Genomic DNA, 25,113 nt, shown 5'->3' with positions numbered 1-25,113 from the left:
GTGCATAGTTCCCCAGCACCCACCGGAACGACGAAGGCGGCGCTGGAACGACGAAGGCGGCGCTGGAACGACGAAGGCGGCGCTGGAACGACGAAGGCGGCACCGGAACCACGAAGGCGGCACCGGAACGACGAAGGCCCCGCCCCCGGAAACCCGGGAAGCGGGGCCCTCGGCCGTACTTTTCCTAGAAGCGCCGCGTGATCAGCGCGCGCTTCACCTCCTGGATGGCCTTCGTGACCTCGATCCCCCGCGGGCACGCCTCCGTGCAGTTGAAGGTCGTACGGCAGCGCCAGACGCCGTCCTTGTCGTTCAGGATCTCCAGCCGCTGCTCACCACCCTCGTCGCGCGAGTCGAAGATGAAGCGGTGCGCGTTGACGATCGCCGCCGGGCCGAAGTACTGGCCGTCGTTCCAGAACACCGGGCACGACGAGGTGCACGCGGCGCACAGGATGCACTTGGTGGTGTCGTCGAACCGCTCACGGTCCGCCGCGGACTGGAGCCGCTCACGCGTCGGCTCGTTGCCCGTCGTGATCAGGAAGGGCATCACATCGCGGTACGCCTGGAAGAACGGCTCCATGTCCACGATCAGGTCCTTGAGGACCGCGAGCCCCTTGATCGGCTCGACCGTGATGGGCTTCTCCGGGCTGATGTCCTTGATCAGCGTCTTGCAGGCCAGCCGGTTGCGGCCGTTGATCCGCATCGCGTCGGATCCGCAGATGCCGTGGGCGCAGGAACGGCGGAAGGTCAGGGTGCCGTCCAGCTCCCACTTGATCTTGTGGAGACCGTCGAGGACGCGCTCCTTCGGATCCAGGTCGATCTGGAAGTCCTCCCAGACCGCCTGGTCCGAGACCTCCGGGTTGAAGCGCCGGATCCGGAAGGTGACGGTGATCAGGTGCGAGGCGGTGGCGTCGGCCGCCTCGGGGGCCTGGTCGGACTTCTCAAGAGTGGGGGTGCTCATCAGTACTTACGCTCCATCGGCTGGTAGCGGGTCTGCACGACCGGCTTGTAGTCGAGGCGGATGGACTCGGAGCCGTCCGCGCCCACCTCTCGGTACGCCATGGTGTGCCGCATGAAGTTGACGTCGTCGCGGTTCGGGTAGTCCTCGCGGTAGTGACCGCCGCGCGACTCCTTGCGGGCCAGGGCGGAGATGGCCATGACCTCGGCGAGGTCGAGCAGGTTGCCCAGCTCGATGGCCTCCAGCAGATCGGTGTTGAACCGCTTGCCCTTGTCCTGGACGCTGACGTTCTTGAAGCGCTCGCGCAGGTGGCCAATCTCCTCGACGGCCTCCTTGAGCGTCTGCTCGGTGCGGAAGACCATGACGTTCTTGTCCATGGTCTCCTGGAGCGCCTTGCGGACCTCGGTGACCCGCTCGGTGCCGGTGGCGTCCCGCAGGTTCTCGACCTGTGCCTGGACGAACCCGGCCGGGTCCTCCGGGAGCTCGACGAAGTCGGCCGTTGCGGAGTACTCCGCGGCGGCGATGCCCGCCCGGCGGCCGAAGACGTTGATGTCGAGCAGCGAGTTGGTGCCCAGGCGGTTGGCGCCGTGCACCGAGACGCAGGCGACCTCGCCGGCCGCGTACAGGCCGGGCACGACGGTGTCGTTGTCCGCCAGCACCTCGCCCTGGACGTTGGTCGGGATGCCGCCCATCGTGTAGTGCGCGGTGGGCTGGATCGGGATCGGGTCCGTGTACGGCTCGATGCCGAGGTAGGTCCGCGCGAACTCGGTGATGTCGGGCAGCTTGGCGTCCAGCTGCTCCGGCGGCAGGTGGGTGAGGTCGAGGTAGACGTGGTCGCCCTCGGGACCGCAGCCGCGGCCCTCGCGGATCTCGGTGTAGATCGACCGCGAGACCACGTCGCGCGAGGCGAGGTCCTTCATGACCGGCGCGTACTTCTCCATGAAGCGCTCGCCGTCCTTGTTGCGGAGGATGCCGCCCTCACCGCGGGCGCCCTCCGTCAGCAGGATGCCCATCCGCCAGATGCCGGTCGGGTGGAACTGGAAGAACTCCATGTCCTCCAGCGGCAGCCCGCGCCGGTAGGCGACCGCCTGGCCGTCACCGGTGAGGGTGTGGGCGTTGGAGGTCACCTTGAAGAACTTGCCGCAGCCGCCCGAGGCGAAGACGACGGCCTTCGCCTGGAAGACGTGCAGCTCACCGGTGGCCAGCTCGTACGCCACCACACCGGCGGTGCGCTTGACCCCGTCGACCTCGGTCATCAGGAGGTCCAGGACGTAGAACTCGTTGAAGAACTCCACGCCCTCCTTGACGCAGTTCTGGTACAGCGTCTGGAGGATCATGTGGCCGGTGCGGTCCGAGGCGTAGCAGGACCGGCGGACCGGGGCCTCGCCGTGGTTGCGGCTGTGGCCGCCGAAGCGGCGCTGGTCGATGGTGCCGTTCGGGGTCCGGTTGAACGGCAGGCCCATCTTCTCGAGGTCCAGGACCGAGTCGATGGCCTCCTTCGCCAGGATCTCGGCGGCGTCCTGGTCGACCAGGTAGTCACCGCCCTTGATCGTGTCGAAGGTGTGCCACTCCCAGTTGTCCTCCTCGACGTTGGCGAGGGCGGCGGCCATGCCGCCCTGCGCGGCGCCGGTGTGGGACCGGGTCGGGTAGAGCTTGGTGAGCACCGCGGTGCGGCTGCGCTTGGTCGACTCGATGGCCGCGCGCATTCCGGCCCCGCCGGCGCCGACGATGACGGTGTCGTACTTGTGGATCTTCATGAGTGGATACCTCAGCCCCGGGGCCTAGCGGATGTTCGGGTCGAAGGTGAAGATCACCAGAGTGCCGAGCACGATGGTGAATCCCGCCGCCGTGTAGAGCAGCGCCTTCAGCCACAGGCGGGTGTTGTCCCGCTCCGCGTAGTCGTTGATGATCGTGCGCAGGCCGTTCGCGCCGTGCAGCGTGGCGAGCCAGAGCATGATCAGATCCCATGCCTGCCAGAACGGCGAGGCCCAGCGGCCGGCCACGAAGGCGAAGCCGATCTTGGTGACACCGCCGTCCAGCACCAGCTGGATCAGCAGATGGCCCAGGACCAGGACGACCAGCAGGACGCCGGACAGGCGCATGAAGAGCCAGCCGTACATCTCGAAGTTCGTCCGGGTCGCCCTGGGCGTCTTACGGGTGCGGGCCCGCGGCGGCTCGATGACCGGGGCCGGGTGATCCACGTCGTACGCGCTGACCGCGTCGCTCGCGGGGGTGGTGGTCTCGGCGGACATGTGCGTCAGCTCCCGAACAGTTCGCGCAGCGTGTGCTGGAGGACCGGGTAGAAGGCACCGGCCATCAGCACGACCCAGATACCGACGACGCCCCAGAGCATCTGACGCTGGTACCTCGCGCCCTTGGACCAGAAGTCGACGGCGATGACGCGAAGGCCGTTGAGGGCGTGAAACAGGATGGCGGCCACCAGGCCGTACTCCATCAGGTTCACGACGGGATTCTTGTACGTGGCGACCACGTCGTCGTACGCCTCGGGCGAGACGCGGACCAGCGAGGTGTCCAGCACATGTACGAACAGGAAGAAGAAGATGAGGACGCCGGTGACTCGATGAGCCACCCAGGACCACATGCCTTCCCGGCCGCGATACAGCGTTCCAGCCGGCACGGAAAAACCCTCCGGAAGCGGGATTGGGGCCTGCCGGCTTCACGGTCGGTCGGGCCCGGCCGGGTACGGTCCACCGGCCCTGGCCATCGTACCGACGTGTTGTCGGAGGGTTCCTCCGGGGGGCTCAAGTGTGATCGATCAAGCACGGACGGGCGATCATGCGATCCGGGACCCGGGCACTTCCGGCGAACGGGACGGATTCCCGGTCAGTCGGGCCAGTCTGCCGCGGGCGATGCGCCGCAGCTCCTCGGCGGTGTTGTCCCGCTCCCGCTCCCACTCGTTGCCCAGCCGGTCCCGGATCCCGGTCAGCAGCCGGTCCAGCCGCTCTCCGGGCGGCAGACCATCCAGACAGATGACGAAAACGTGACCGAATCGACGCTCGTACGCGTCGTGGGCGGCCTGGAGCGCGGTGTGCGCGGCCGGCGACCCCAGGCTGTCCGCGGGCGGCAGCTCATGGCCGACGACCGACTCGTCCGCGAGCGCCTCGTCCAGATCGGCGGGGGTGAGGTCATAGCTGGCCTCGTCCCCAGCGGCCAGCAGCGCCTCCAGGTCCGGGTACGGGCGGTGGGCCGCGATCAGCCGGGCCCAGCGGCGGCTGCCGCAACAGGCGAGGAGCGCCGCCTCGGCCGCGTCGGCGGGGGCGGTGTTGAGCCGGTCGAGGCGGGAGGCGGCGGCGCGGGACCTGGACCTGGACAGCGTGGACTCCTCGGACACGCATGAGGCGCGCATGGGAACGGACACCCGGGAGAGACGGACCCGGGGGAGGCGTGGGACACATGGGCTGGGCGCGTGAGCAGTACACGCTAACGACGCGGGGAGGTGGGTGTGCCGGAGGGAACGCGATATCACCCGAACGGGGAGGTTTTACCGCATGCGGTGGACGGCATTCGGGGCGCAGGGCTTTTTTCGGCCATAAGCGGCCGAACGTGTGAAGCGGGGAGGGCCCGAGGAGGAGGTACACCGCCATGGGATTGCCGCTCAGAGCCACCAAGGCGTCCTGCGTCCGCGGTCTCGCCGCGGGGGCCGTCGCCACGCTCCTCCTGACGTCCCTCGGCTGTCAGCAGACGGACGGCGGGCAGCGCCCGCCGGGCACCCACTCGCCCGCGCGGTCCTCCCCACACGCCACGACCGCCACCTCGGCGCGGTCCCCCTCGGCCGTCCCGCCGCACGCCACGGCGGCCTCCGAACCGCCCCGCACCATCCCCTCCGTCCGCGACTTCACCCCGGCCTCGGGCCCCGGCTGGCGGCCCGGCGACAACAGCCGGGTGGTGGCCGACCTCAAGGGCCCGCTCGCCGACGAGGCCCGCATGATCGCCGCGGAGCTGGGGCTGCGCACCACCTCCGGCCCCGCCCGCCGCGGTGACCTCTCCCTGGCCCTCGCCCCGAAGGAGAGCGGCGGCGGCGAGGCGTACACCCTGAAGGTCGCGAGCGGCCGCGCCCGGATCACCGGCCCGGCCGACGCGGGCGTCTTCTACGGCACCCGCACCGTGAAACAGGCCCTGCGCTCCGGCGGCCGGCTCCCCGAGGGCGTGATCCACGACCGGCCGGGACGCGCCCAGCGCGGCCTCAACCTGGACATCGCCCGCAAATTCTTCTCGGTCGGGTGGATCGAGGCCCGGATGCGCGAGATGGCCGACCTCAAGCTCAACCAGCTGGCCCTGCACTTCTCGGACGATCAGGGCTTCCGCATCCAGAGCACCAGCCACCCCGAGATCGTCTCGTCCCCGCACCTCACCAAGGACCAGGTCCGGCAGATCGTCGCGCTCGGGCAGCGGCTGCACATCACCGTCATCCCCGAGATCGACTCGCCGGGCCACCTCGGCGCCGTCATCCGGGCCCATCCGCAGCTCCAGCTGCGCAACGCGGGCGGCACCACGTTCCAGGGCTCGGTGGACATCTCCAATCCGGCCGCGGCCCGTGTCGTCGACGACCTGATGCGCGAGTACGCCCCGCTCTTCCCCGGCCGCTGGTGGCACCTGGGCGCCGATGAGTACCTCGCGCTGACCGTCAAGGACCCCCAGGCGTCGTTCCCCAAGCTGGCGGCCGCCGCCAAGCGGAAATACGGCCCCAGCGCCCGGGTGCAGGATCTGGTCACCGGCTGGCTGAACGACCGGGCCCGGCTCGCGCGGCAGCTCGGCAAGCGGCCCAAGGCGTGGAACGACGGCTTCTTCGCGGGCGGCGTCGTCCAGCCCGCCAAGGACATCGAGGTCGAGTACTGGACGGGACGGCTGAAGGAGACGGCGCGCCCGCCGCTGGAGTATCTGAAGGAGGGCCGCAAGGTGGTCAACCTCAACGACTCCTTCCTCTATTACGTGCTCGGCGAGCCCGGCGGGTTCACCTATCCGACCGGCGAACGCATATATGAGGACTGGTCCCCGACGGTTCTGCGCGGTTCCACGCCCATCGCCGACAAGAGCCTGACCGGGCCCGACCGGATTCTCGGCGCCCGCTTCGCGATCTGGGGCGACCGGCCCGAGGCCCAGACCCCCGCTCAGGTGGCCCAGGGCATCCGGCTGCCGCTCGCGGCGCTGGCACAGCGGGTGTGGAACCCCGGGAAACCGCCGCTGAGCTGGTCCGGCTTCACCCGGCTCGCGGAGCGGCTGGGGGTCTGAGCGCGGGGGCCACCGAGGGCCGAGCGCGCGTTCCGGGAGGGAGAAAAGAAGGGAGAAAAGAAGGACGGTCGGGGCCGCCACCCCCCACAGGAGAGGCCCCGACCGTCGATCAGGAGAGCCCGCAAGAGGCTCGTACCCCTTACAGCGTCGCACGCCTCGATTGCGTCACACCTCCCCTTGGACGAAACCGGGGACTTCACCCCGTTGTCCGGGGCTCGTTCCACTCTGGACGGGACCGGTCGGATGCCCGTAACGTGCAGGTCCGCGCTCTGGGCGCGATCAGAGGCTTATCTTCTCGCGTGGCCCGGAGCGGTCACGTTCCCAGGGGGACTCAAAAGACCATGTATCCGTGTGGGAACTGCCGCGCTGTCGCCGTCGGCCCCGACGGGCGCTGTGCCGCATGCGGGACCTACCAGCAGCAGCTCCAGCAGCCATCCGGGCCTCCGCAGCCGTCCGTCCCCCCGCAGGGCCCGCCGATGGCCGGCGGCTACGGCTATCCGGCCGCCCCGCCGATGGGCATGCCGACCGGCGGGGTCGATCTGCGGCGCGGGCTCTCCACCACGCTCGTCGTGCTGTTCGGGCTGGCGCTGCCCGCGCTCATCTTCCTCCTGGTGGCGCGATCCGGCCAGTACAGCGTGATCGGGGACATGCTGGACGCGGTCGAGGGCAAGTCGGTCTCCATCACCGAGGACGACCTCAACGACGCCGACGACATGTTCACGGCGGCCCAGGTCATCTACTCGCTGCTCACCGTCGCGATCGCCGTGGTCTGGGCGATCTGGTTCCGGCGGCTGCGGCTGAACGCCGAGGTCTTCGCCCCCGGTCAGCACCGCTTCAGCAGCGGCTGGGCGGCCGGTTCCTGGTTCACCCCGGTGGTCAACTTCTGGTTCCCCAAGCAGATCGCCAACGACATCTGGCGCGCCAGCTCCCCGCAGGGGCCGCAGGCCGTCAGCCGCGGTGTGCTCAACGGCTGGTGGGTCACCTGGATCGTGGCGCTGGTCACCAACGCCGTCGGCGGGATCCGGTACAACCTGCTGCGGGGCAAGGTGGAGGGCGACGACTACTCCCCTTCTCCCTCGGAGGCGAAGAGCGACATCGAGAGCCTGCACTCCATCCTGGCCTTCGACATGTTCGCCATCGTGATCTTCATGGCCGCGGCGGTCCTGGCGCTGCTGCTGGTCCGGCAGATCACCGCGATGCAGGAGCAGCGGGCCTCGCTGCCCCCGCAGATGGCCGGTCCGGCCCCGTACGGGATGCCTTCCGCGAATCCGTATGGCTCCCCGGCCCCCGGCTCCACGCCGTATGGTGCCCCTCAGATGCCGCCGACCCCGCCGCCCGGCCAGCCCGGTCAGCAGTACCCGCCCTACGGGCAGGGCTAGCCCGCGGGTTACGCCGGAATCGACTGGACCACGGATTCTCCGAGTGGGGCAGGAAGAGAGCGTGCAGGGGGACGACGCGGAACTGACCGCCGCGGTGCTCGCGGCGCAGGAAGGGGACGAGGCCGCCTTCCGGACCGTCTACCGGTCCGTGCACCCTCGCCTCCTCGGTTATGTACGCACGCTGGTCGGTGATGGCGACGCGGAGGACATCACCTCGGAAGCATGGCTGCAAATCGCCCGTGACCTGCAACGGTTCAGCGGAGACGCGGACCGTTTCCGCGGCTGGGCGGCCCGGATAGCCCGCAATCGCGCGCTGGACCACATACGGATGCGCGGCCGCCGCCCGGCCATCGGCGGCGATGAGTCGGAGCTGGAGTTCCGGCCGTCCGACGCGGATACGGCCGGTGAGGCGATGGAGGCCATCGGCACCGGCAAGGCGCTCGGGCTGATCTCCCAGCTGCCACAGGACCAGGCCGAGGCGGTGGTGCTCCGGGTGGTCCTCGGCCTCGACGCCAAGAGCGCGGCCGCGGTGCTGGGCAAGCGGCCCGGGGCGGTGCGCACCGCCGCCCACCGGGGGCTGCGGCGGCTCGCCGATCTGATCGGCCCCGCGGCCGGGGGCGATTCGGTGCTCGACGGGGTGCCGGGGCAACGCGAGTCACACGGCGGCGGTGCAACCAAGCCGGGTGTGGCGAAGTCTGCTGGTGTGACGGATTCACGCGCGCCAACGCAGAAGGACATGTGATGGCCGAAGACCACCGCTACAGCTGGCTGGATGACAGTGCCGCGGAGCGGTTGCTTCGCGGCGAACCGGTCGGGGGGCAGCCTGTCGCTCCCGACGGCCGGAGCGACCAGTCATATGCCGACGCGGAACGGTTGGCGGCCGTGCTCAGCGCCGCCGCCGGTGTGGGCCGTACGGCGGGCCCCTCCGACGCGTCCGCGCTCCCCGGTGAGGAGGCGGCCGTGGCCGCCTTCCGGGCGGCCCGGGTCGAGGCCGGTGCCGAAACCGGTGCCGGGGCCGGGGCGGGGTCAATGGCCGGGGTGGCCGAAATGGACATGGCCCGGCGGCCGCATCGGATCCGGCGGTTCAGAGAGAGACAGCCGCGGCTGCGGCGCCCGCTGCGCGCGGGCATGGTCGCGGTCGTGGCCGGATGTGCGCTCAGCGGATTCGCGGTGGCGGCAGCCGCGGGGGTACTGCCGACACCGTTCGGGCAGAGCGACCACACTCCGGGCCCCTCGGTGAGCATGCCGAACGGCGGCCCCGGCGGGAACTCCGCCCATCCGGAGATCTCCGAGGACGGCGGTACGACGACGCCCGATCCCAGTGGTTCGGGCGACAACGATGCCAGCGACGTGGGCTCGAACGGCGCGCAGGGCGGAACGGTTCCCTCCGACCCGGAGGGCGACGGCAAGGGCAAGAACGGCAAGTCGAAGGGCTCCTCGAAGGGGGAGCCCGGCGTCCCGGAGTGGGCCCTCGCCAGCTGCCCGCGCTATCTGGACTCGGAAACGGGTGTGGGCGCGGACCTCGACAAGAAGTCGCTGAAGAAGCTGACGAAGGCGGCGGGCAGCGCGTCCGCCATCCACGGCTACTGCACGCACATCCTCGGCGACAACGCTACGGGCAGCACTCCGCGCAGCGACGAGAGCACCGGCAGCGGCGGCGACAGCGGCGGTACGGACAGCGGCAACGGCGGCTCCACCGGCAACGGCGGTTCCGGGTCCGGCTCGGGCTCCGGTGACAGCGCCGGTTCGGGCAGCGGCGACTCCGGTGGCGATCCGGGAAAAGGTGGCGGGGACGGCGATCCGGCCCCGCCGCCCCCTCCGCCGGACACCACCGACACGCCGAGCGACGCCACCACTCCCACGACCGCCGCTGACCCCTTGAAGTCCACGGAGTCGCCGAAGTCCACGGAGCCACCCGCTTCGGAGGACCCCACGACCACCGCGGAAACGGGTGCCGACTGAGACTCCGGCACCCAGGTGTGACGTTTTTTTCAGCGGTGACGCTGAAAGAAACGGGCCGACTGGTCATCGGCCGCGCGGGAGCCGAGGTTCCCCCCGTACCGACGGCTCCGCGCATTCGGCGCGGGCAGAGCACGTTCCCCCGGCTCTGCCCGCGCCGCCCCTGTTTTCGCGCCTGAACCGGCGCCGCTCTCGCGGACCGGGTCCTCGCCGTCGGGGTTCCTCAATTGATGGTTGCGGTCCTGGCGGGACTACTTGTAGACAACGACCTTGTCGCCGGCCTTCACCTTGTCGAAGAGGGCGGCGATCTTCTTCTTGTCGCGGACGTTCACACAGCCGTGTGAGGCGCCGCTGTAGCCGCGGGCGGCGAAGTCCGAGGAGTAGTGCACCGCCTGGCCGCCGCTGAAGAACATCGCGTAGGGCATCGGCGTGTGATAGATCGTCGAGACATGGTCCCGGCTCTTGAAGTTGACCTGGAACAGCCCCTCCCGGGTCGGGGTGTACTCCGAGCCGAAGCGCACATCCATCGCCGACACCACCCGGCCGTTCACCATCCAGGCCAGGGTGCGGCTGGTCTTGCTGATGCACAGCGCCCGGCCGGTCAGGCAGCGCGGGTCCGGCTTGGCCAGTGGAAGGGTGGTCGGCGGGTAGAGCTGGTCGCGCGTGGGCGTCTTCGTGGCCGAGCGCAGTGAGGTCCAGGTGCGCCGGCTCACCGAGCCGGTGACCGCGAGGCCGTGACCCCGCTGGTACGCGCTGACCGACGCCTGCGTGATCGTGCCGAAGTACCCGGTCGGGTTCCGGTGGAAGAGGCCGAGCGCGCGCAGCCGGGCCTGGAGCTCGCGCACCCGGTCCCCGCTGCTGCCGAAGGGGATCACCGGCGGGGCCACCCTTGGCGCGGTGCGCCGCGGCACGGCAGGGGCCGTGGTGCGCGGCGGGCGCGCCGCCACCCGCTTGGGCTTGGCCTTGTGGGTGTATGTGCGATGCGGCCGGGGCGGCGTCTCGCGCGCGGGCGCGCTCGTACTCGCCCGGGCCTGGGGTCGCTCCTGCCCCCGGCCGTTCACGGTCGCCTCCCCCGGCCGGCACCCGGCGACCAGTGCCGCCGCCGTGGCCGTGGCCAGCGCGGTGCCGACCACCGCTGTCCGGTGCATCCGAACCCCTCCCCTGATCTTTTTGCTCTGAATGCTTCCCGGGGCTGCCGTGGGGCGAACATCGACGCATGCTGTGAACAGGGCCCCGTACCGGGAGAACACCCGGTATCAGCCATCAGGAGGCGTGACCCATGGCGCGCGAGTCGGAGTCGGGATTCCCCGTCGAGCCGGTGTACGGGCCCGGTGCGCTCAGCGGCTGGGACCCGGCCGGGCGGCTGGGCGAGCCGGGGGAGTACCCCTTCACCCGCGGGGTCTATCCGACGATGTACACCGGCCGCCCCTGGACGATGCGGCAGTACGCGGGGTTCGGCACCGCCGCCGAGTCCAACGCCCGCTACCGGCAGTTGATCGAGCACGGCACCACCGGTCTTTCGGTGGCCTTCGACCTGCCGACCCAGATGGGCTACGACTCCGACGCGCCCCTCGCGCACGGCGAGGTCGGCAGGGTGGGGGTGGCCATCGACTCGGTCGAGGACATGCGGGTGCTGCTGGGCGGCATCCCGCTGGACCGGGTCTCGACCTCCATGACCATCAACGCGCCCGCGGCCCTGCTGCTGCTCCTCCACCAACTCGTGGCCGAGGAGCAGGGCGTGTCCGGGGCCCGGCTGACCGGCACCATCCAGAACGACATCCTCAAGGAGTACATCGCCCGCGGCACCTACATCTTCCCGCCCGTCCCCTCGCTGCGGCTGGTCGCGGACATCTTCAAGTACTGCAAGGCCGAGCTGCCCAAGTGGAACACCATCTCGATCTCCGGCTACCACATGGCGGAGGCCGGGGCCTCGCCCGCGCAGGAGATCGCCTTCACCCTCGCCGACGGCATCGAGTACGTCCGTACGGCCGTCGCGGCGGGGATGGACATCGACGACTTCGCGCCCCGGCTCTCCTTCTTCTTCGTCTCCCGCACCTCGCTGCTGGAGGAGGTCGCCAAGTTCCGGGCCGCGCGGCGGATCTGGGCGCGGGTGATGCGGGAGGAGTTCGGCGCCCGCGATCCGAAGTCCCAGATGCTGCGCTTCCACACCCAGACCGCGGGCGTCCAACTCACCGCCCAGCAGCCCGAGGTGAACCTGGTGAGGGTGGCCGTCCAGGGCCTGGCCGCCGTCTTCGGCGGCACCCAGTCCCTCCACACCAACGCCTTCGACGAGGCCATCGCGCTTCCGACCGATGCCTCCGCCCGGCTGGCGCTGCGCACCCAGCAGGTGCTGGCGCACGAGACCGATGTGACGGCCACCGTGGACCCCTTCGCGGGCTCCTACGCCGTGGAGTCGCTGACCGACGCCGTCGAGGAGGCCGCCGTCGACCTGATGCGGCGGGTCGAGGACCTGGGCGGCGCCGTGGCCGCGATCGAGCGGAACTTCCAGAAGGAGGAGATCGAGCGCAACGCCTACCGGATCGCCCGGGAGACGGAGGCGGGGACACGGGTGGTGGTCGGCGTCAACCGCTTCCAGCTGGCGGAGGAGGCGCCGTACGAGCCGCTGCGGGTGGACCCGGAGATCGAGGCCCGGCAGCGCGCCCGGCTCGCCCGGCTGCGCGCCGGACGCGACCGGTCGGCGGTGAGCGCGGCGCTGTCCGCACTGCGGAAGGCGGCCGAGAGCGAGCCGGGCACGGCCAATGTGCTGTACCCGATGAAGGACGCGCTGGCGGCGCGGGCCACGGTCGGAGAGGTCTGTGACGCGCTGCGGGAGGTGTGGGGGGCGTACAAGCCGGTGGACGCGTTCTGAGTACTCCCCGGGCGTCGTACTCCCCGGGCGTCGCCCTGGGACCGTTGTCGGAGGGCTGGGTGACACTGGACGCATGTCGTCGTCACCCCGCCGCACCTGCCCGGTCTGCACCCGAGAGATCGCGGTCGTCGGCGGGCGCTTCGCCCGCCATGACCCGCCGGGGCGGCGCTCCGCGTACGAGCTGATCTCCTGCCCCGGCTCGCGGCGGATCGCGCCGCTGCTCACCACTCCGCCGAAGCTGTTCGGCGAGGAGGACCCCCCGACCCCGGGCCAGCAGGCCCTGTTCTAGCCCGCGCCCACCAGCCACGAAGCGATCGTCACCCCCGGACTCGCCTCCGTCAGCGCATCCATCAGCTGGTCACCGGCCGCCTTCAGCGCCGTGTCGTCCATCGGCCCCAGCGCGTCCAGTACGAACATCGCCCGGGTGGTGTCATGCGTGAGCCGGGTGCGGGTGCACTGGCGCCAGTTCCAGCGGCGGCAGGTGACGCCCGCCTCGTCCCGCCACACCACCTCGCCGGGCGCAGGGTGCTCGACCACGGGCTCGCCGCCGGCCGTCGTCTCGAAGGTCTCGTCGCCCTCGGCGCGCACCAGCCGAGCCGCGCCCACGTAGTGGTCGAGATCCTCGCCGCCGAGCGGGATCACATGTCCGACCGAGATCGCGTTGTAGATGTCGGTCAGCCGGTCCACCCGGGGCAGCCCGGCGGAGACCCGCCGCAGCAGGGCCTCCGCACTGGGCCGGGTGCGCTGTGGCTTCGCGCCGAAGGCGCGGAACGCCTCGCGCCAGGCGGCCAGATGCGGATGCTCCTCCACCGGGCCGTCCCCGAACCGCTTCCGCGCCGCCGACTCGGCGTCGGCCAGGAGTCGCTCGCTCAGCTCGTCGCTGGGCCCGGGAAGCAGCCCCTCGGCGGTGATGAGCAGCGCCCGGTAGTCGGGGCGCAGGGCGAGTACGGCGGGGTCGATGGTGGCGGATTCCAGCCAGGCTGCGGCGTCGAACGTCATGTAGTCCACTATGGCATACGGTCCAGTGCAGTGCACTGGACCGTGACGTATGGGCTCAGAGACGTATGGGCTCAGAACAGCCCCAGTCGTGTAATGAGCAATGCGAGGACTACGACGAGCGACCACCCGAGCAGATGCTCCAACAGGTTGTCATCGCCGTCGGAGGGGCCTCCGGTGCGGGCGTGGAGGCCGGTGCGGCCGGTGCGGCGCGCCGCGATGTCGGTCATGCGGGTGTCCTCTGTGCTCAGCGATGATCGTGATGAAAGTGATGGACGGGATGGACATGATGAAAAAGGTCACCACCGTTGCCCAGGGTGCGCCGAGCGGCCACCTGGGGTAAAGGGGGAGTGGCCGAACTCACCCGAGGAGGTCCACGGTGACCAGCGTCATTCCCAAGGGTCTGGGCGAGCAGATCCGCGCCCTGGCCGGGGGCGAGGTGACCTCCCGTGCGCTGGTCGAGCAGTCGCTCCAGCGCATCGCCGAGACCCAGCCCACGCTCAACGCGTTCCGCCGCGTCCGCGCCGAGGCCGCCCTGCGCGAGGCCGCCGAGGCGGACCGGCGGCTTGCGGCGGGGGAGCGGCTGCCACTGCTCGGCGTCCCGCTTGCGGTCAAGGACGACACGGACGTGGCGGGCGAGCCCACCGCCTTCGGCTGCTGCGGCGACTTCCCCGCCAAGGCCGAGGACGGCGAGGCGGTACGGCGGCTGAAGGCGGCCGGGGCCGTGATCGTCGGCAAGACCAACACCCCCGAGCTGGGCCAGTGGCCGTTCACCGAGGGCCCCGCCTTCGGCGACACCCGCAACCCCTGGAACCCGGAGCACACCCCCGGCGGCTCCTCCGGCGGCGCCGCGGCCGCCGTCGCCGCCAGTATCGTCCCCGCCGCGCTCGGCTCGGACGGCGCGGGCTCGGTCCGCATCCCCGCCGCCTGGACCCACCTCATCGGCATCAAGCCCCAGCGCGGCCGGATCTCCACCTGGCCGGACGCCGAGGCCTTCAACGGCATCACCTGCAACGGCCCGCTGGCCCGTACGGTCGCCGACGCGGCGCTGCTGCTGCACGCCGCGACCGGCAACTGCGAGGGGGATCTGCACTGCCCCGAGCCGGTGGACGTGCTGTCGGCCGTGGGTCGCGACCCGGGGCGGCTGCGGATCGCCCTGTCCTTCAAGACGGCCTTCACCGGTACGCCGAAGAGGCTGGACCCGGTGGTGCGGGCCGCCGTCGTCCGGCTCGCCGACCGGCTGGCGGCCCTCGGCCACGAGGTGGTGGAGGCCGAGCCGCGCTACGGGCTCGTGGGCTTCTCCTTCCTGCCGCGCGCCACGGCCGGGCTCACCGAATGGTCCGGCCGGGTCCCCGATCCGCTGCTGCTGGACATCCGCACCCGCGGCGCCGTCCGCAACGGCCGCCTGCTGGGCGGTGCCGCGCTGCGGTGGGCGCGGTCGTACGAGGAGCCGCTGCGGCGCCAGGTCGGGGCGGTCTTCGACCGCTTCGACGTGGTCCTCTCCCCGACGACGGCCACGCCCCCGCTGCGGATCGGCGCCATGGCCGGTCTGTCCGGGTGGCGTACGGATCGGGCCATGATCGCGGCGTGCCCGTACGCCTGGCCGTGGAACGTGCTGGGCTGGCCCGCGATGAACGTCCCCGCCGGGTTCGCCGACCCCGAGCACCGCACGCTGCCGCTCGGCGCCCAGCTCCTCGGCCCGGCCAACAGCGAGCCCGTGCTCATCTCGCTGGCGGCCCAGCTGGAGGCCGATCAGCGGTGGTACGAGCGCTGGCCCCAGGTGTCCCGCCCCGGCCCACAGTGACCCTTCTCTCACACTTTTCAGACATACCCGCTTGAGAGAGAAGACCAGGTCACGGCTACCTCCGGTAACGAGGAGGGCACTCTTCCGAGTGGTCACGGGCATGCGAACGCATCGCTACACTTCCGCCACATGGTGAAGAGGGTGACCGAAAAGCGTCGGCGAAGAAAACAAACCGGTCAGATATTCGTCAATGCCTCCGGTGGCCGGAGACAGCTCCTGGCGCTCGCGGCGCTGGCTGTCGGCTGTGCCTGCCTCGGTTATCTGCTGCTGCTCGTGGCCGCCCTGTCCGGAGTGGTGTGGCAGGGCGGCCAGGAGCCGCCGAAGACCGCCGAGCGGTCCACCAACGGCAGCGCCCCGACCGGACGGCCCTGGCCCAGCTCATACACCTACGGCACCGCGGTGACCGCTCCCCTTGCCGCCGACTCGCCATCCGGGGGCGGCCACTGGTGAGCCGGCACGCACACCGCCCCGAGCCGCGCGGCCACTGGCTGCTGCTGATCGTCGTCGTCTCCGCGGTCGCCGCCGCGCTGGTCTTCGAAGGCTGGACCACCCACGAGGTCGCCTCAAAGCCCACGCGCAGTCCCTGTACGAGCCCGATCCCGAAGGCCGCCGACACCGGGAAACCGGTGGTGCGCATCGCCGGCGGCAGGGTGCAGACGGCCGGGATGCCGGCCGGCACCGTCGCCCTCACCTTCGACGGGGGGCCCGACCCCGTATGGACCCCACGCCTGCTGGACCTGCTGCGCGCGCACCACGCGCACGCCACCTTCTTCCTCTCCGGCGTCCAGACGGCCCGCCACCCCGAACTGGTGCGCCGCATCCGCGACGCGGGCCATGAGATCGGCTCGCTCACCTACACCGGCTCCGACCTGGGCGCGGCTTCCGCCGTACGCACCCGGCTGGAACTGTCCCTGACCCAGACGGCACTGGCGGGCAGCGCGGGGACCACCACCAAACTGCTGCGGCTGCCGCTCACCACCCAGGCCGACACGATGTGCGACGGCGAGTGGACGGCCGCCCGGCGCGCCGCCGAACAGGGGTATCTGCTGGTCGCGGCGGACCGGCCGGATCGGAAGCCGGAGCGGGGCGTCATCCAGCAGTACAGCCAGACGGACAGCGCCTACAGCGAGATCAAGAAGCTCTTCCGGAACCGGAAGATCGAGAAGTACACGACGGTGTCCGAGGGGCTCGGCCAGGCCCCCGTCAACACCCCCGCCTCCACCGTCGGCGAGTTGCAGGGCAAGGCGCTGCTCCAGGTCCAGTCCATCGGACACGGTTTCGTCCAGGCCATGACCTGGGTGCTCGGCATCGCGGGCACCCTGGCCCTGCTGCGGCTGGTGCTGCTGCTCTTCTTCGCGCGGGCCCACGTCCGGCGCCTGCACCGCTTCCGGCCCGGTTCGCCCTGGTTGCGCGAGGTCAACGAGCCGGTGACGGTGCTCGTCCCCGCCTACAACGAGGAGGCGGGCATCGAGACCACCGTGCGGTCGCTGCTCGCCTCCACCCACCGATGGCTTCAGATCATCGTGATCGACGACGGCTCGACCGACCAGACCGCGGACCTCGCCACCTGGATCGACGATCCTCGGGTCTCGGTGATCCGCCAGCCCAACGCGGGCAAGGCGGCCGCCCTCAACACCGGCCTGGTCCACGCCCAGTACGACATCGTGGTGATGGTCGACGCCGACACCGTCTTCGAACCGGACGCCATCCACCAGCTCATCCAGCCGCTCGCCCACCCGGCCATCGGCGCGGTGAGCGGCAACACCAAGGTGGGCAACCGCCGTCGGATGCTGGGCAGGTGGCAGCATCTGGAGTACGTCTTCGGCTTCAACCTCGACCGCCGGATGTACGAGGTGCTGGAGTGCATGCCGACCGTGCCCGGCGCGATCGGCGCCTTCCGGCGGGACGCGCTGATGGGCGTCGGCGGGGTCAGCGAGGCCACCCTCGCCGAGGACACCGACCTCACGATGGCGCTGTGGCGGGCCGGTTGGCGGGTGGTGTACGAGGAGTCCGCGATCGCCTGGACCGAGGTGCCCACCTCGCTGCGCCAGCTGTGGCGGCAGCGGTACCGCTGGTGCTACGGCACGCTCCAGGCCATGTGGAAGCACCGCCGCGCCCTCCGCGAGGTCGGCCCCGCCGGACGCTTCGCCCGCCGAGCGCTGCCCTACCTCTTCCTCTTCCAGGTGGTGCTGCCGCTGCTCGCCCCCGTCGTGGACGTCTTCGCCCTGTACGGCGTGGCGTTCGCCGATCCCGTGGAGTCGATCGGGGTGTGGCTGGTCTTCCTCGTGGTGCAGCTGTTCGGCGCCGGATACGCGCTGCGGCTGGACAACGAACGGCTGCGGGCGCTGTGGGCGATGCCCTTCCAGCTCGTCATCTACCGGCAGTTGATGTACCTCGTGATCATCCAGTCCGTGGTGAGTGCCCTGTTCGGCACGAGGCTGCGCTGGCACCGCATGCAGCGATCCGGCTCCGCCGGGGAGCAGCGGATCGTCGAACCGGTTGCGCGCCAGGGCCTGTCCAAGTGAGCGGGGGTTGGAGAAGCATGTCGAACCCATGGCCAAGTGAGGGCTCGTGGCCGGGTGGTGGCTCGTGGCCGGGTGAGAGCCGGTGGCCGGGCGAGAACGCATGGCCGGGCGGCGACCCGCAGCCGTTGGCGCAGGGGCACGCGCCTTTGACACCGCGCCACCGGATACCGCCGGACCCGTACCGGCCGCGTGACGAGGGCGACGGCGCCGACGAACCCGCCCCCGGCCGCCGGTGGCCCCGGCGGCTGCGGCGCACGGTGGTCGTCGTGCTCGCGGTGGTCCTGGTCGGGGCCGCCTCCACGTACGGCTGGGCCTGGTCCCAGCTGAACAACGACGTCGACCTGGCCAAGGTCGAGCACCGCCCCGCGCCGGGCAAGGGCACCAACTACCTCATCGTGGGCTCCGACAGCCGTGACGGCCTCTCCCAGCAGGACAAGAAGAACCTGCACACCGGCTCGGCCGAGGGCCGCCGCACCGACTCGATGATGATCCTGCACACCGGCGCCCACGGCGCCACGATGGTGAGCCTGCCGCGAGACTCCTGGGTGACCCTCCCGCCGTTCACCTACCCCATGACCGGTAAGCGTCCCGGGCCATCGAAGAACAAGCTCAACGCCGCGTTCTCGCTGGGCGGTCCCGAACTGCTGGTGCGGACGATCGAGTACAACACCGGGCTGCGGATCGACCACTACGCGGAGATCGGCTTCGCGGGCTTCGTCAACGTCGTCGACTCGGTGGGCGGCGTGCGGATGTGCCTCGACAAGCCCATCAAGGACAAGAAGTCGGGCGCCGATCTGAAGGCGGGCTGTCAGACGCTGGACGGCCGCCAGGCCCTGGCCTTCGTCCGCCAGCGCCACCAGGAGGCCAACGGTGACCTGGGGCGCAGCCAGAACCAGCAGAAGTTCCTCGCGGCACTGGCGAAGCGGGCCGCGCAGCCGGACCAGGTCTTCGTCCCGTGGAAGTCCCTGCCGACCGTCGGCGCGGGCCTGGACACGCTCATCGTGGACAAGGGGTCCGATCTACGGACGCTGGTGTCGTTGTTCCAGGCGATGAAGCGTGTCGCGGGCGGCAGCGGCAACCGGCTGAGCGTTCCTGTGGCGCGTCGTGCGTTCGCGACGTCCAAGGGCGACGCGCTGAAGTGGGACGAGGGGCGGGCGAAGCGGCTCTTTGAGCGGCTGCGGAACGATCAGCCGGTAGGTCATTCCCCTCCCCGCCCCTCCCCGTAACTGGGGCTCCGCGGCGGAGCCGCATATCGATGCTGTGGGAAGGACCGGGGTGTGAGCGGAGATCGGGAGCTGAGTCGTCCCGCCTGTCACAGGTGGGTGCTTGACTTCCCGGATGGATCCTGAGGCTACGTTTTCCGCCCTGCACGGCTTCTGCGCCGAGCGACTCGGCGCCCCCTTGGCCGCGCGCCTGGTACGTCTCGCCCGGCCCGGTTTCGAGCTCACCGAAGCCGGGCCGGGCGAGGCGGCCGGGCACAGTCGATTCGGCGGCCGGGCGATGCTCGAACCGGGCACGCCGTGGCCCGACTGTGAGGGCGTACCGCTGAGCCTGCTCGCCGTCCTCGACACCGACGCCCTGGCGCCCTGGCTCGGTGGCCTGCTCCCCGCCGGGACGGGCCTGCTGAACTTCTTCGCCCTCGACTCCGAGTCGGAGCGGGGCGATCCCGCCGCCCCTGGACTGTCGCTCAAGTTCGACCTCACCGACCCGCGGCTGGGGGCGGTCGTCCCGGCCCGTTCCGCCCACGCCGTGGAGACCGACGCACCGGCCCGGTCGAGCGTCTTCGAGCCGGTCGCGTGGACGGCGACGCCCGGGTTCGCCTTCCCCGACACATTCGACCCGGCCTGGGACACGGTCGACTTGGGATCCGTGGTCGACGACATGCCCGTTTACGACATCACCGATCTGCTCCCCGACTGGCCGGAGCAGCCGTACGCACTCCACGCCGAGGACATGGCCTTCGGCTGGCCGCTGTTCCCCACGGGATCCTCGCCGACGCTGCCGGACGGCGAAGAGTCGAGCCGTTACCAGCACTTGCTCCAGTTGTCCGGGCAGGACGAGTGGTGGATCGGCGGCGACGGCGGCTGGATGCACTGGTCGATCCCCGCCGACGCACTGCGTGGTGGCGACTTCAGCCGGGCGATCCCGGCACCGGACATCTGGTGACGGCGGTGCTCTCGCGCATGACGGCGGCGAAGAGCAGCTGTAGCCGGTAGGAGTTCTGGGGCTTGAGTTCTCCGGCCTCGGTGCCGTGGCCGGTGGTCGAGGGGTTTACCAAGGGACGGTCTGGCCGAAGCGGTCCAGATACGCCAGACCGGGCGTGCCCAGTCGGGAGAGCAGGACATCCACCAGCAAGGGGACGGTCTCCTCGATGGTGAACGGCGCATCCGGACCACCCAGGGCGGTGCGTATCCAGCCCGGCGCCATGAGCACGAAGGCGCGCTGCGTCTCACCTTGCCGGGCCGCGAAGCTCCGCAGGAACATGTTCAGGGCTGCTTTGCTCCCTCGGTAGACCTCGCGGCCTCCGGTCGTGTTGTTCGTGATGCTGCCCTGCCCGGAGGACATCACCCCGATGAGCCCGGCCGGGTACACCAGGTCTTCGAGGGCCTCGATGACGCGCATGGGGCTGAGCGCGTTGGTGACCATCACGTCGATGAAGTCGGCTGTCGCAACCGCGCCGACGGGCGTCTGCTCATTGTTGGTGGTGCCCGCATTGACGAAGAGCACGTCGAGTCGGCGGTGCGCCAGACGTTCGTGGAGCGGGGGCAGTTGGCCGGGGTCGTTGATGTCGAGATGTTCGATGGTTATCCGCCCGTCGGCGTGGTCCGCGAGATCGTGCAGCGGCGTTCGGGCAGTGGTGTCGCGAACGGTGCCGACGACGTGCCAGCCCCTGTCGAGGAGCTCCGCCGCCATCGCGTGGCCGAGGCCGCGCGAGGCGCCGATGATGAGAGCCGTCGATGGGTGTTGTTCGGTGCTGGTCGATGGCATCCAGCGTCAACTCCGTTCTTCGAGCGTTGTTGTCCGTTCGGGCATCGTCGAGGCCCCGGGATCGGCACAGGGCGGTGCACGCCGCGGTGGCCCCTCAACCCGTGCGCTTCAAGTGTTTCGCCCGCACCGCATCACAGGCGAGCCACGAGCGCTCGTTTGTACGATTGCCGATATGGCAAGGACGCTCATGACGGAATCCGCTTCGGTAGGGCCTGATGATGTACGAATCATTCGGGCGCTACAGATCGCTCCGCGGGCTTCGTTCGCCGCGATCGCGTCCGCCCTCGGCCTGACCGAGGGCGCCGTCAATCGCCGGTATCGCCGCCTGCGCGCCGACGGCGTCATCCGCGTGGCCGGTGTGGTCAACCCGGGCGCCCTGGGGCAGAGCAGATGGCTGGTGAGACTGCGCTGCCGCCCTGGCAGTGTCGCGGCGATCGCCGACGCGCTCGCCAAGCGTGATGACGTCAACTGGGTAGCCCTGAGTGCGGCGGGCTGTGAGATCACCTGTGCGACGCAATCCCGGACGCGGGAACAACGCGAGGACCTCCTGGGGCAGCGGCTTCCCCGCACCGCGGCGGTGATCGACATCAACGCCTTCGCCATGCTCCGCCAATTCCTCGGAGGCCGCGGCCACTACTGGTCCGCCCTGGAGGGCGCACTGTCCCCGGAGGAGGAAGCAGCGTTGGGGAGCGGCGGGCCTCCCTTCACCGAGTTTCCGGTTGTCACTCGCGAGCCCCTGCGCCTCACCCCCGAGGACGAGAAGATGCTCGATGCGCTCTCTGCGGATGGCCGCACCAGTCTCGTCGATCTCGCCACAGCCGCCGGCCTCACCCCGGGGCGCGTCTCGCGACGCCTTGCTGTTCTGCTCCAGCACCGCGTCGTCCACATCGACGTCGAGATCGCGGCAGCAGCCTTGGGCTATCACGCTCGCGCGAACCTCTGGCTTCGCGTGCACCCGTCAGCGGTGAAGCGCGCGGGACGCACACTCGCGCAGGAACCCGAAGTCGCCTTCGTCGCAGCCATCTCCGGGCCCTGGAACATTCACGCCGTCGCACACTGCCGGGACCTCGACGAACTGTTCGAGTTCACCTCGGATCGCATTGGGCCCCTGACCGGACTTCAGAGCATGGAGGTCTCACCCGTGCTGAGGCACGTCAAGCAGGCCGGCACCCGGCTCTCCGACGATGGCCTCCTCGAGCCATCCAGCGCTCGCGCGCGACGCTGAGCGGCTGGACGGCCGCGCCGCTTCTCTCGGACCTCGCGGAGCCCGACGTCTTCGCGGCTCCCCGCTGAGGTCGGAACCGCTCACGGGCGGACTCAGGGCGCGGGCGGCCAGTTGCCCAGCGCCACGTCGGCCACTTGCCGCAGCTCGTCCCGCGTGGCGCCGCTGGCCGCTTGGACGGCCATGCCGTTCGCCACGGTCATGATGTAGCGGGCGAGCACTCCGGGATCGGTGTCCGGTGGCAGGTCGCCTTCGTCGACGGCCCGCCGGAACCGGTCGCGGAGGCGGGCCGTGCCCTCGTTGCGCCAGTCGACGAGGGCGTCGCGGGCGCTGCGCCCGGGGTCGCCGGCGGCGAGGGAGCCCTGGACGCCGAGGCATCCGGCGGGGCAGCCGGGGCGGGTGGTGGCCCGGACGGAACCGTGGAGGAACGCGGTGGCCACCTGCTGGGCGGTCGGTTCCCGCATGGCCCGGTCCGCGTACGCGGCGGGGCCCTCGGAGTAGCGCTCCAGGGCCTTGCGGAACAGGTCCTCCTTGTTGCCGAAGGCCGCGTACATGCTGGTGCGGGTGATGCCCATGGCGCTGGTCAGGTCGGTGAGGCTGGCGCCCTCGTAACCCTGCTCCCAGAAGACCCGCATGGCGCGTTCGAGGGCCTCGTCGGCGTCGAACCCCCTCGGTCGGCCGATCGGTGCCTGCTGCCGCGTCTTCATGCCCTTCAGGATACCTCTTCAGTACCGGTCGGTGCAGAAGTGCGCTACGCTCGATTTCGGTACCGAACGGTACCGAAATTTATGGAGGTCATTGACATGGGACAGCTTGAGGGCAAGACCGCCGTCATCACCGGCGGCGGCACCGGGATCGGCCTGGCCACCGCCGTACGGCTGGCGGCCGAGGGAGCGCACGTGTTCATCACCGGCAGGCGGAAGGCCGAGCTGGACGCGGCCATCGAGGCCATCGGCCCGGCGAGGGCCACCGCGGTGGCGGGTGACGTCACGAACCTGGCCGATCTGGACCGGCTCTACGACGCGGTCCGCGCCCGGGGCCGGGGCCTTGACGTGGTCTTCGCGAACGCGGCGACCGCCGACTTCGCGACGCTGGAGGAGGTCACCGAGGAGCACCTCGACCGGACCTTCGCCGTCAATGTGCGGGGCAAGCTGTTCACCGTGCAGAAGGCGCTACCGCTGCTCAACGAGGGCGCCTCGGTGATCCTGAATGCCTCCACCGCCGCCGACAACGGCACGGAGGCGTTCGGCGTCTACGCGGCGTCCAAGGCCGCGATCCGGTCCTTCGCGCGGACCTGGGCCAACGAGCTCAAGGGCCGCGGCATCCGGGTCAACGCGATCTCGCCGGGCCCGATCGAGACTCCGGCGATCACGGCCCTCGCCGGCGAGGGCAAGGCGGCCGACTTGAAGGCACACCTCGCCACGACCACCGCGATCGGCCGGATGGGACGCCCGGAGGAGGTCGCCGGGCTCGTGGCGTTCCTCGCCTCCGAGCAGAGCAGCTTCGTCCTCGGCGCCAACTTCTACGTCGACGGGGGTGAGAACCAGATCTGACCGGAGCGCACGGTCTGCCCTCGGGCAGACTCGGAGTGCCACGAGGTTGGGGTACCTCCTCCGAAATCGCTTGACGTATTAGTTGCGCCATATCAAGCATTTTTCGAAGGGGTGCCCGGACCCCTTTGCTGCCCGCAGTCCGGAGGCACCCCGGGCCATCGGCGTACGGAGGCCGCCACCGGCGCCCACCCCCGCGGCTCCGGCGCCCGGCGACGCAACCCGCGCCCCGTCGTCCTCAGGGCGCCAGGATGTCCAGCTCCCGCAGCGCGCCCACGGTGATCTCCTTCGTATAGCGCTCCGCCGCCTCCGCGTCGCCCGCGCGGACCGCCTCGGCCACGCGGACGTGGAGGGTGACCGCCTCCGGGTCGGGGTCGCTGAACATGACGCGGTGCTGGGTGCGGCCGGTGAGGACCTCCGCGACGACGTCGCCGAGGCGGGCGAACATCTCATTGCCCGAGGCGCGCAGGATCACGCGGTGGAAGGCCACGTCGTGGACCAGGTACGCGGGGAGCTGCTGGCCGCGCGAGGTGGCCACCATGTTGAGCGCGTGCCCGGTGAGTTCGGCGCACTGCTCCGGGGTGGCGTGCTCGGCGGCCAGCCCGGCGGCGGCGGGCTCGATGGCCGAGCGCAGGGCGGTGAGGGAGCGGAGCTGGCGGGGGCGGTCGGGGCCGGCCAGGCGCCAGCGGATGACCTGGGGGTCGAAGACGTCCCACTCCTCGGTGGGGCGCACCGTCACCCCGACCCGGCGGCGGGACTCCACCAGGTGCATGGACTCCAGGACCCGCACCGCCTCCCGGACGACCGTGCGGGAGACGTCGTAGCGCCGCTCCAGTTCGTCCGTGCGTAGCACCGTGCCGGGCGGGTAGTCGCCCGCCGTGATCGCGGGGCCGAGGGATTCCAGGACGCGGTCGTGCAGCCCCCGGCCCCTGGGCCTCTGACCACGGCCCTCGGGCCCCTGTTCGTCCATGGGCTCAGCCTACGCGGCCACCCGTCCATCAAATAAGTATGACTTTTAAGTCACGGACTCTTGAATACGTCGTATCTGTGGGGTTGAGTGTCCGGCGGCGCCGAGGTCGAAGAAGACAGCGAGGTTCACACAATGCACGCCCCCCAGGTAGTCGTGGTCATGGGAGTGTCCGGTACGGGCAAGACCACGATCGGCCCTCTGCTGGCGGAGGAGCTCGGCGTCCCGTACGCCGAGGCGGACGACTTCCACCCACCGGCCAACATCGCCAAGATGTCGGCCGGGACCCCGCTGGACGACGACGACCGTCGCCCCTGGCTCGACGCCATCGGTGCCTGGGCCCACTCCCACGCCGAGGGCGGGGGAGTGGTGAGCTGCTCCGCGCTCAAGCGGATGTACCGCGACCGGCTGCGGTCCGCCGCCCCCGGCATCGTCTTCCTCCACCTGACCGGTGACCGCGAGCGGATCGCCGAGCGGATGAAGGAGCGCAAGGGCCACTTCTTCTCCGGGGACCTGCTCGACTCCCAGCTCGCCACGCTCGAACCGCTCCAGCCGGACGAGTACGGCGTCGCCGTCGACATCTCCCCCGAACCCGAGGTCATCACCGAGCGGGCCGCCGCCGAACTGCGGCGGCTCGAACATCAGTAAC

General features: G+C 70.7%; 25 protein-coding genes. 14 read left to right on the top strand and 11 right to left on the bottom strand.

The features are described 5' to 3' along the window. Positions 1–184 precede the first annotated feature (184 nt). The 5 genes from ACJX2R_RS23255 to ACJX2R_RS23235 all read right to left on the bottom strand — a co-directional run bounded on the left by ACJX2R_RS23255 (position 185) and on the right by ACJX2R_RS23235 (position 4,322). Positions 185–958, bottom strand: coding sequence for a succinate dehydrogenase iron-sulfur subunit (locus ACJX2R_RS23255; protein WP_262699088.1), 774 nt, complete (start codon positions 956–958; stop codon positions 185–187). Next, positions 958–2,712 carry a succinate dehydrogenase flavoprotein subunit gene (gene sdhA, locus ACJX2R_RS23250; RefSeq protein ID WP_413101698.1) on the bottom strand — a complete coding sequence of 585 codons (1,755 nt, stop codon included), beginning with the start codon at positions 2,710–2,712 and terminating at the stop codon, positions 958–960. The genes ACJX2R_RS23255 and sdhA overlap by 1 nt, the downstream gene beginning before the upstream one ends. Before the next feature lie 24 nt (positions 2,713–2,736). Then, the gene (locus ACJX2R_RS23245; RefSeq protein WP_037953443.1) at positions 2,737–3,207 is read right to left on the bottom strand and encodes a succinate dehydrogenase hydrophobic membrane anchor subunit; all 471 of its coding nucleotides are present in this window, start codon (positions 3,205–3,207) and stop codon (positions 2,737–2,739) included. A gap of 5 nt (positions 3,208–3,212) precedes the next feature. Then, positions 3,213–3,593, bottom strand: coding sequence for a succinate dehydrogenase, cytochrome b556 subunit (sdhC, locus tag ACJX2R_RS23240; RefSeq protein ID WP_037953444.1), 381 nt, complete (start codon positions 3,591–3,593; stop codon positions 3,213–3,215). A 156-nt stretch (positions 3,594–3,749) separates the two neighbouring features. Next, complete coding sequence (locus tag ACJX2R_RS23235) at positions 3,750–4,322, bottom strand: 2-oxo-4-hydroxy-4-carboxy-5-ureidoimidazoline decarboxylase (RefSeq protein ID WP_413101697.1); 573 nt, start codon at positions 4,320–4,322, stop codon at positions 3,750–3,752. Between the two features lie 236 nt (positions 4,323–4,558). On the opposite strand from ACJX2R_RS23235, the gene ACJX2R_RS23230 reads away from it, so the two are divergent. From ACJX2R_RS23230 to ACJX2R_RS23215, 4 genes are all read left to right on the top strand, one after another. Then, the gene (locus tag ACJX2R_RS23230; protein ID WP_413101696.1) at positions 4,559–6,205 is read left to right on the top strand and encodes a beta-N-acetylhexosaminidase; all 1,647 of its coding nucleotides are present in this window, start codon (positions 4,559–4,561) and stop codon (positions 6,203–6,205) included. Positions 6,206–6,681: 476 nt separating this feature from the next. Next, a complete protein-coding gene (locus ACJX2R_RS23225) occupies positions 6,682–7,584 on the top strand; it encodes a DUF4328 domain-containing protein (protein WP_413101695.1) in 903 nt (300 codons plus the stop codon). Between the two features lie 61 nt (positions 7,585–7,645). Next, positions 7,646–8,326: an RNA polymerase sigma factor gene (locus ACJX2R_RS23220; protein WP_210945669.1), complete on the top strand. Its 681-nt coding sequence runs from the start codon at positions 7,646–7,648 to the stop codon at positions 8,324–8,326. After that, complete coding sequence (locus tag ACJX2R_RS23215; protein WP_413101694.1) at positions 8,326–9,546, top strand: hypothetical protein; 1,221 nt, start codon at positions 8,326–8,328, stop codon at positions 9,544–9,546. Before ACJX2R_RS23220 ends, ACJX2R_RS23215 begins: the two co-directional genes overlap by 1 nt. 248 nt (positions 9,547–9,794) lie before the next feature. Here ACJX2R_RS23215 and ACJX2R_RS23210 read toward each other — a convergent pair whose 3' ends face one another. After that, positions 9,795–10,691 carry a L,D-transpeptidase family protein gene (locus ACJX2R_RS23210; protein ID WP_413101693.1) on the bottom strand — a complete coding sequence of 299 codons (897 nt, stop codon included), beginning with the start codon at positions 10,689–10,691 and terminating at the stop codon, positions 9,795–9,797. Between the two features lie 131 nt (positions 10,692–10,822). Between ACJX2R_RS23210 and ACJX2R_RS23205 the strand changes: the two genes are divergently transcribed. Together ACJX2R_RS23205 and ACJX2R_RS23200 are read left to right on the top strand one after the other, a co-directional pair. Then, positions 10,823–12,412: a methylmalonyl-CoA mutase gene (locus ACJX2R_RS23205; protein ID WP_413101692.1), complete on the top strand. Its 1,590-nt coding sequence runs from the start codon at positions 10,823–10,825 to the stop codon at positions 12,410–12,412. Positions 12,413–12,485: 73 nt separating this feature from the next. Next, the gene (locus ACJX2R_RS23200; protein ID WP_210945650.1) at positions 12,486–12,701 is read left to right on the top strand and encodes a hypothetical protein; all 216 of its coding nucleotides are present in this window, start codon (positions 12,486–12,488) and stop codon (positions 12,699–12,701) included. Here the strand turns inward: ACJX2R_RS23200 and ACJX2R_RS23195 are convergent. Both ACJX2R_RS23195 and ACJX2R_RS23190 read right to left on the bottom strand, forming a co-directional pair. Beyond that, a complete protein-coding gene (locus ACJX2R_RS23195; RefSeq protein WP_413101691.1) occupies positions 12,698–13,411 on the bottom strand; it encodes a B3/4 domain-containing protein in 714 nt (237 codons plus the stop codon). The genes ACJX2R_RS23200 and ACJX2R_RS23195 overlap by 4 nt on opposite strands. Before the next feature lie 71 nt (positions 13,412–13,482). After that, positions 13,483–13,638 (bottom strand): SCO1431 family membrane protein, encoded by a 156-nt coding sequence (locus tag ACJX2R_RS23190; protein ID WP_413101690.1) that lies wholly within the window; start codon positions 13,636–13,638, stop codon positions 13,483–13,485. 149 nt (positions 13,639–13,787) lie between these two features. On the opposite strand from ACJX2R_RS23190, the gene ACJX2R_RS23185 reads away from it, so the two are divergent. From ACJX2R_RS23185 to ACJX2R_RS23165, 5 genes are all read left to right on the top strand, one after another. Continuing rightward, on the top strand, positions 13,788–15,212 hold the full coding sequence (locus tag ACJX2R_RS23185) for an amidase (protein WP_413101689.1): 1,425 nt from the start codon (positions 13,788–13,790) through the stop codon (positions 15,210–15,212). 141 nt (positions 15,213–15,353) lie between these two features. After that, positions 15,354–15,662, top strand: a complete 309-nt coding sequence (locus ACJX2R_RS23180; protein WP_262699289.1) for a hypothetical protein — start codon at positions 15,354–15,356, stop codon at positions 15,660–15,662. Further along, a complete protein-coding gene (locus tag ACJX2R_RS23175; RefSeq protein ID WP_413105936.1) occupies positions 15,656–17,737 on the top strand; it encodes a bifunctional polysaccharide deacetylase/glycosyltransferase family 2 protein in 2,082 nt (693 codons plus the stop codon). Before ACJX2R_RS23180 ends, ACJX2R_RS23175 begins: the two co-directional genes overlap by 7 nt. 146 nt (positions 17,738–17,883) lie before the next feature. Further along, a complete protein-coding gene (locus ACJX2R_RS23170; RefSeq protein WP_413101688.1) occupies positions 17,884–18,963 on the top strand; it encodes an LCP family protein in 1,080 nt (359 codons plus the stop codon). 112 nt (positions 18,964–19,075) lie between these two features. Then, entirely contained in the window at positions 19,076–19,903 is an 828-nt protein-coding gene (locus ACJX2R_RS23165; protein ID WP_413101687.1) for a DUF1963 domain-containing protein, read from the top strand. A 105-nt stretch (positions 19,904–20,008) separates the two neighbouring features. On the opposite strand, the gene ACJX2R_RS23160 is transcribed toward ACJX2R_RS23165, so the two are convergent. Beyond that, complete coding sequence (locus ACJX2R_RS23160) at positions 20,009–20,725, bottom strand: SDR family NAD(P)-dependent oxidoreductase (protein WP_413101686.1); 717 nt, start codon at positions 20,723–20,725, stop codon at positions 20,009–20,011. Positions 20,726–20,912: 187 nt separating this feature from the next. Here ACJX2R_RS23160 and ACJX2R_RS23155 point away from each other — a divergent pair, with 187 nt between their 5' ends. Then, entirely contained in the window at positions 20,913–21,950 is a 1,038-nt protein-coding gene (locus tag ACJX2R_RS23155; RefSeq protein WP_413101685.1) for an Lrp/AsnC family transcriptional regulator, read from the top strand. 92 nt (positions 21,951–22,042) lie between these two features. On the opposite strand, the gene ACJX2R_RS23150 is transcribed toward ACJX2R_RS23155, so the two are convergent. Then, positions 22,043–22,654: a TetR/AcrR family transcriptional regulator gene (locus tag ACJX2R_RS23150; protein ID WP_413101684.1), complete on the bottom strand. Its 612-nt coding sequence runs from the start codon at positions 22,652–22,654 to the stop codon at positions 22,043–22,045. 96 nt (positions 22,655–22,750) lie between these two features. On the opposite strand from ACJX2R_RS23150, the gene ACJX2R_RS23145 reads away from it, so the two are divergent. Continuing rightward, complete coding sequence (locus tag ACJX2R_RS23145; protein ID WP_413101683.1) at positions 22,751–23,500, top strand: SDR family oxidoreductase; 750 nt, start codon at positions 22,751–22,753, stop codon at positions 23,498–23,500. Positions 23,501–23,735: 235 nt separating this feature from the next. Here the strand turns inward: ACJX2R_RS23145 and ACJX2R_RS23140 are convergent, their stop codons facing one another. Next, positions 23,736–24,467 carry a FadR/GntR family transcriptional regulator gene (locus ACJX2R_RS23140; protein ID WP_262699071.1) on the bottom strand — a complete coding sequence of 244 codons (732 nt, stop codon included), beginning with the start codon at positions 24,465–24,467 and terminating at the stop codon, positions 23,736–23,738. Between the two features lie 132 nt (positions 24,468–24,599). On the opposite strand from ACJX2R_RS23140, the gene ACJX2R_RS23135 reads away from it, so the two are divergent. Next, positions 24,600–25,112, top strand: a complete 513-nt coding sequence (locus ACJX2R_RS23135; RefSeq protein ID WP_413101682.1) for a gluconokinase — start codon at positions 24,600–24,602, stop codon at positions 25,110–25,112. Position 25,113: the final 1 nt, after the last annotated feature.

It is taken from the genome of Streptomyces sp. Inha503, from assembly GCF_047215865.1.
Classification (GTDB): Bacteria; Actinomycetota; Actinomycetes; order Streptomycetales; family Streptomycetaceae; genus Streptomyces; species Streptomyces lycopersici.
This window is presented reverse-complemented; position numbering and strand designations above follow the sequence as displayed.

Excerpts from the sequence above, each read along its gene's own strand:
- ACJX2R_RS23255 (WP_262699088.1), bottom strand. The coding sequence starts at position 958 with ATGAGCACCCCCACTCTTGAGAAGTCCGACCAGGCCCCCGAGGCGGCC.
- sdhA (WP_413101698.1), bottom strand. The coding sequence starts at position 2,712 with ATGAAGATCCACAAGTACGACACCGTCATCGTCGGCGCCGGCGGGGCC.
- ACJX2R_RS23245 (WP_037953443.1), bottom strand. The coding sequence starts at position 3,207 with ATGTCCGCCGAGACCACCACCCCCGCGAGCGACGCGGTCAGCGCGTAC.
- ACJX2R_RS23235 (WP_413101697.1), bottom strand. The coding sequence starts at position 4,322 with ATGCGCGCCTCATGCGTGTCCGAGGAGTCCACGCTGTCCAGGTCCAGG.
- ACJX2R_RS23230 (WP_413101696.1), top strand. The coding sequence starts at position 4,559 with ATGGGATTGCCGCTCAGAGCCACCAAGGCGTCCTGCGTCCGCGGTCTC.
- ACJX2R_RS23225 (WP_413101695.1), top strand. The coding sequence starts at position 6,682 with ATGGCCGGCGGCTACGGCTATCCGGCCGCCCCGCCGATGGGCATGCCG.
- ACJX2R_RS23215 (WP_413101694.1), top strand. The coding sequence starts at position 8,326 with ATGGCCGAAGACCACCGCTACAGCTGGCTGGATGACAGTGCCGCGGAG.
- ACJX2R_RS23210 (WP_413101693.1), bottom strand. The coding sequence starts at position 10,691 with ATGCACCGGACAGCGGTGGTCGGCACCGCGCTGGCCACGGCCACGGCG.
- ACJX2R_RS23205 (WP_413101692.1), top strand. The coding sequence starts at position 10,823 with ATGGCGCGCGAGTCGGAGTCGGGATTCCCCGTCGAGCCGGTGTACGGG.
- ACJX2R_RS23200 (WP_210945650.1), top strand. The coding sequence starts at position 12,486 with ATGTCGTCGTCACCCCGCCGCACCTGCCCGGTCTGCACCCGAGAGATC.
- ACJX2R_RS23195 (WP_413101691.1), bottom strand. The coding sequence starts at position 13,411 with ATGACGTTCGACGCCGCAGCCTGGCTGGAATCCGCCACCATCGACCCC.
- ACJX2R_RS23190 (WP_413101690.1), bottom strand. The coding sequence starts at position 13,638 with ATGACCGACATCGCGGCGCGCCGCACCGGCCGCACCGGCCTCCACGCC.
- ACJX2R_RS23165 (WP_413101687.1), top strand. The coding sequence starts at position 19,076 with ATGGATCCTGAGGCTACGTTTTCCGCCCTGCACGGCTTCTGCGCCGAG.
- ACJX2R_RS23160 (WP_413101686.1), bottom strand. The coding sequence starts at position 20,725 with ATGCCATCGACCAGCACCGAACAACACCCATCGACGGCTCTCATCATC.
- ACJX2R_RS23155 (WP_413101685.1), top strand. The coding sequence starts at position 20,913 with ATGACGGAATCCGCTTCGGTAGGGCCTGATGATGTACGAATCATTCGG.
- ACJX2R_RS23150 (WP_413101684.1), bottom strand. The coding sequence starts at position 22,654 with ATGAAGACGCGGCAGCAGGCACCGATCGGCCGACCGAGGGGGTTCGAC.
- ACJX2R_RS23145 (WP_413101683.1), top strand. The coding sequence starts at position 22,751 with ATGGGACAGCTTGAGGGCAAGACCGCCGTCATCACCGGCGGCGGCACC.
- ACJX2R_RS23140 (WP_262699071.1), bottom strand. The coding sequence starts at position 24,467 with ATGGACGAACAGGGGCCCGAGGGCCGTGGTCAGAGGCCCAGGGGCCGG.
- ACJX2R_RS23135 (WP_413101682.1), top strand. The coding sequence starts at position 24,600 with ATGCACGCCCCCCAGGTAGTCGTGGTCATGGGAGTGTCCGGTACGGGC.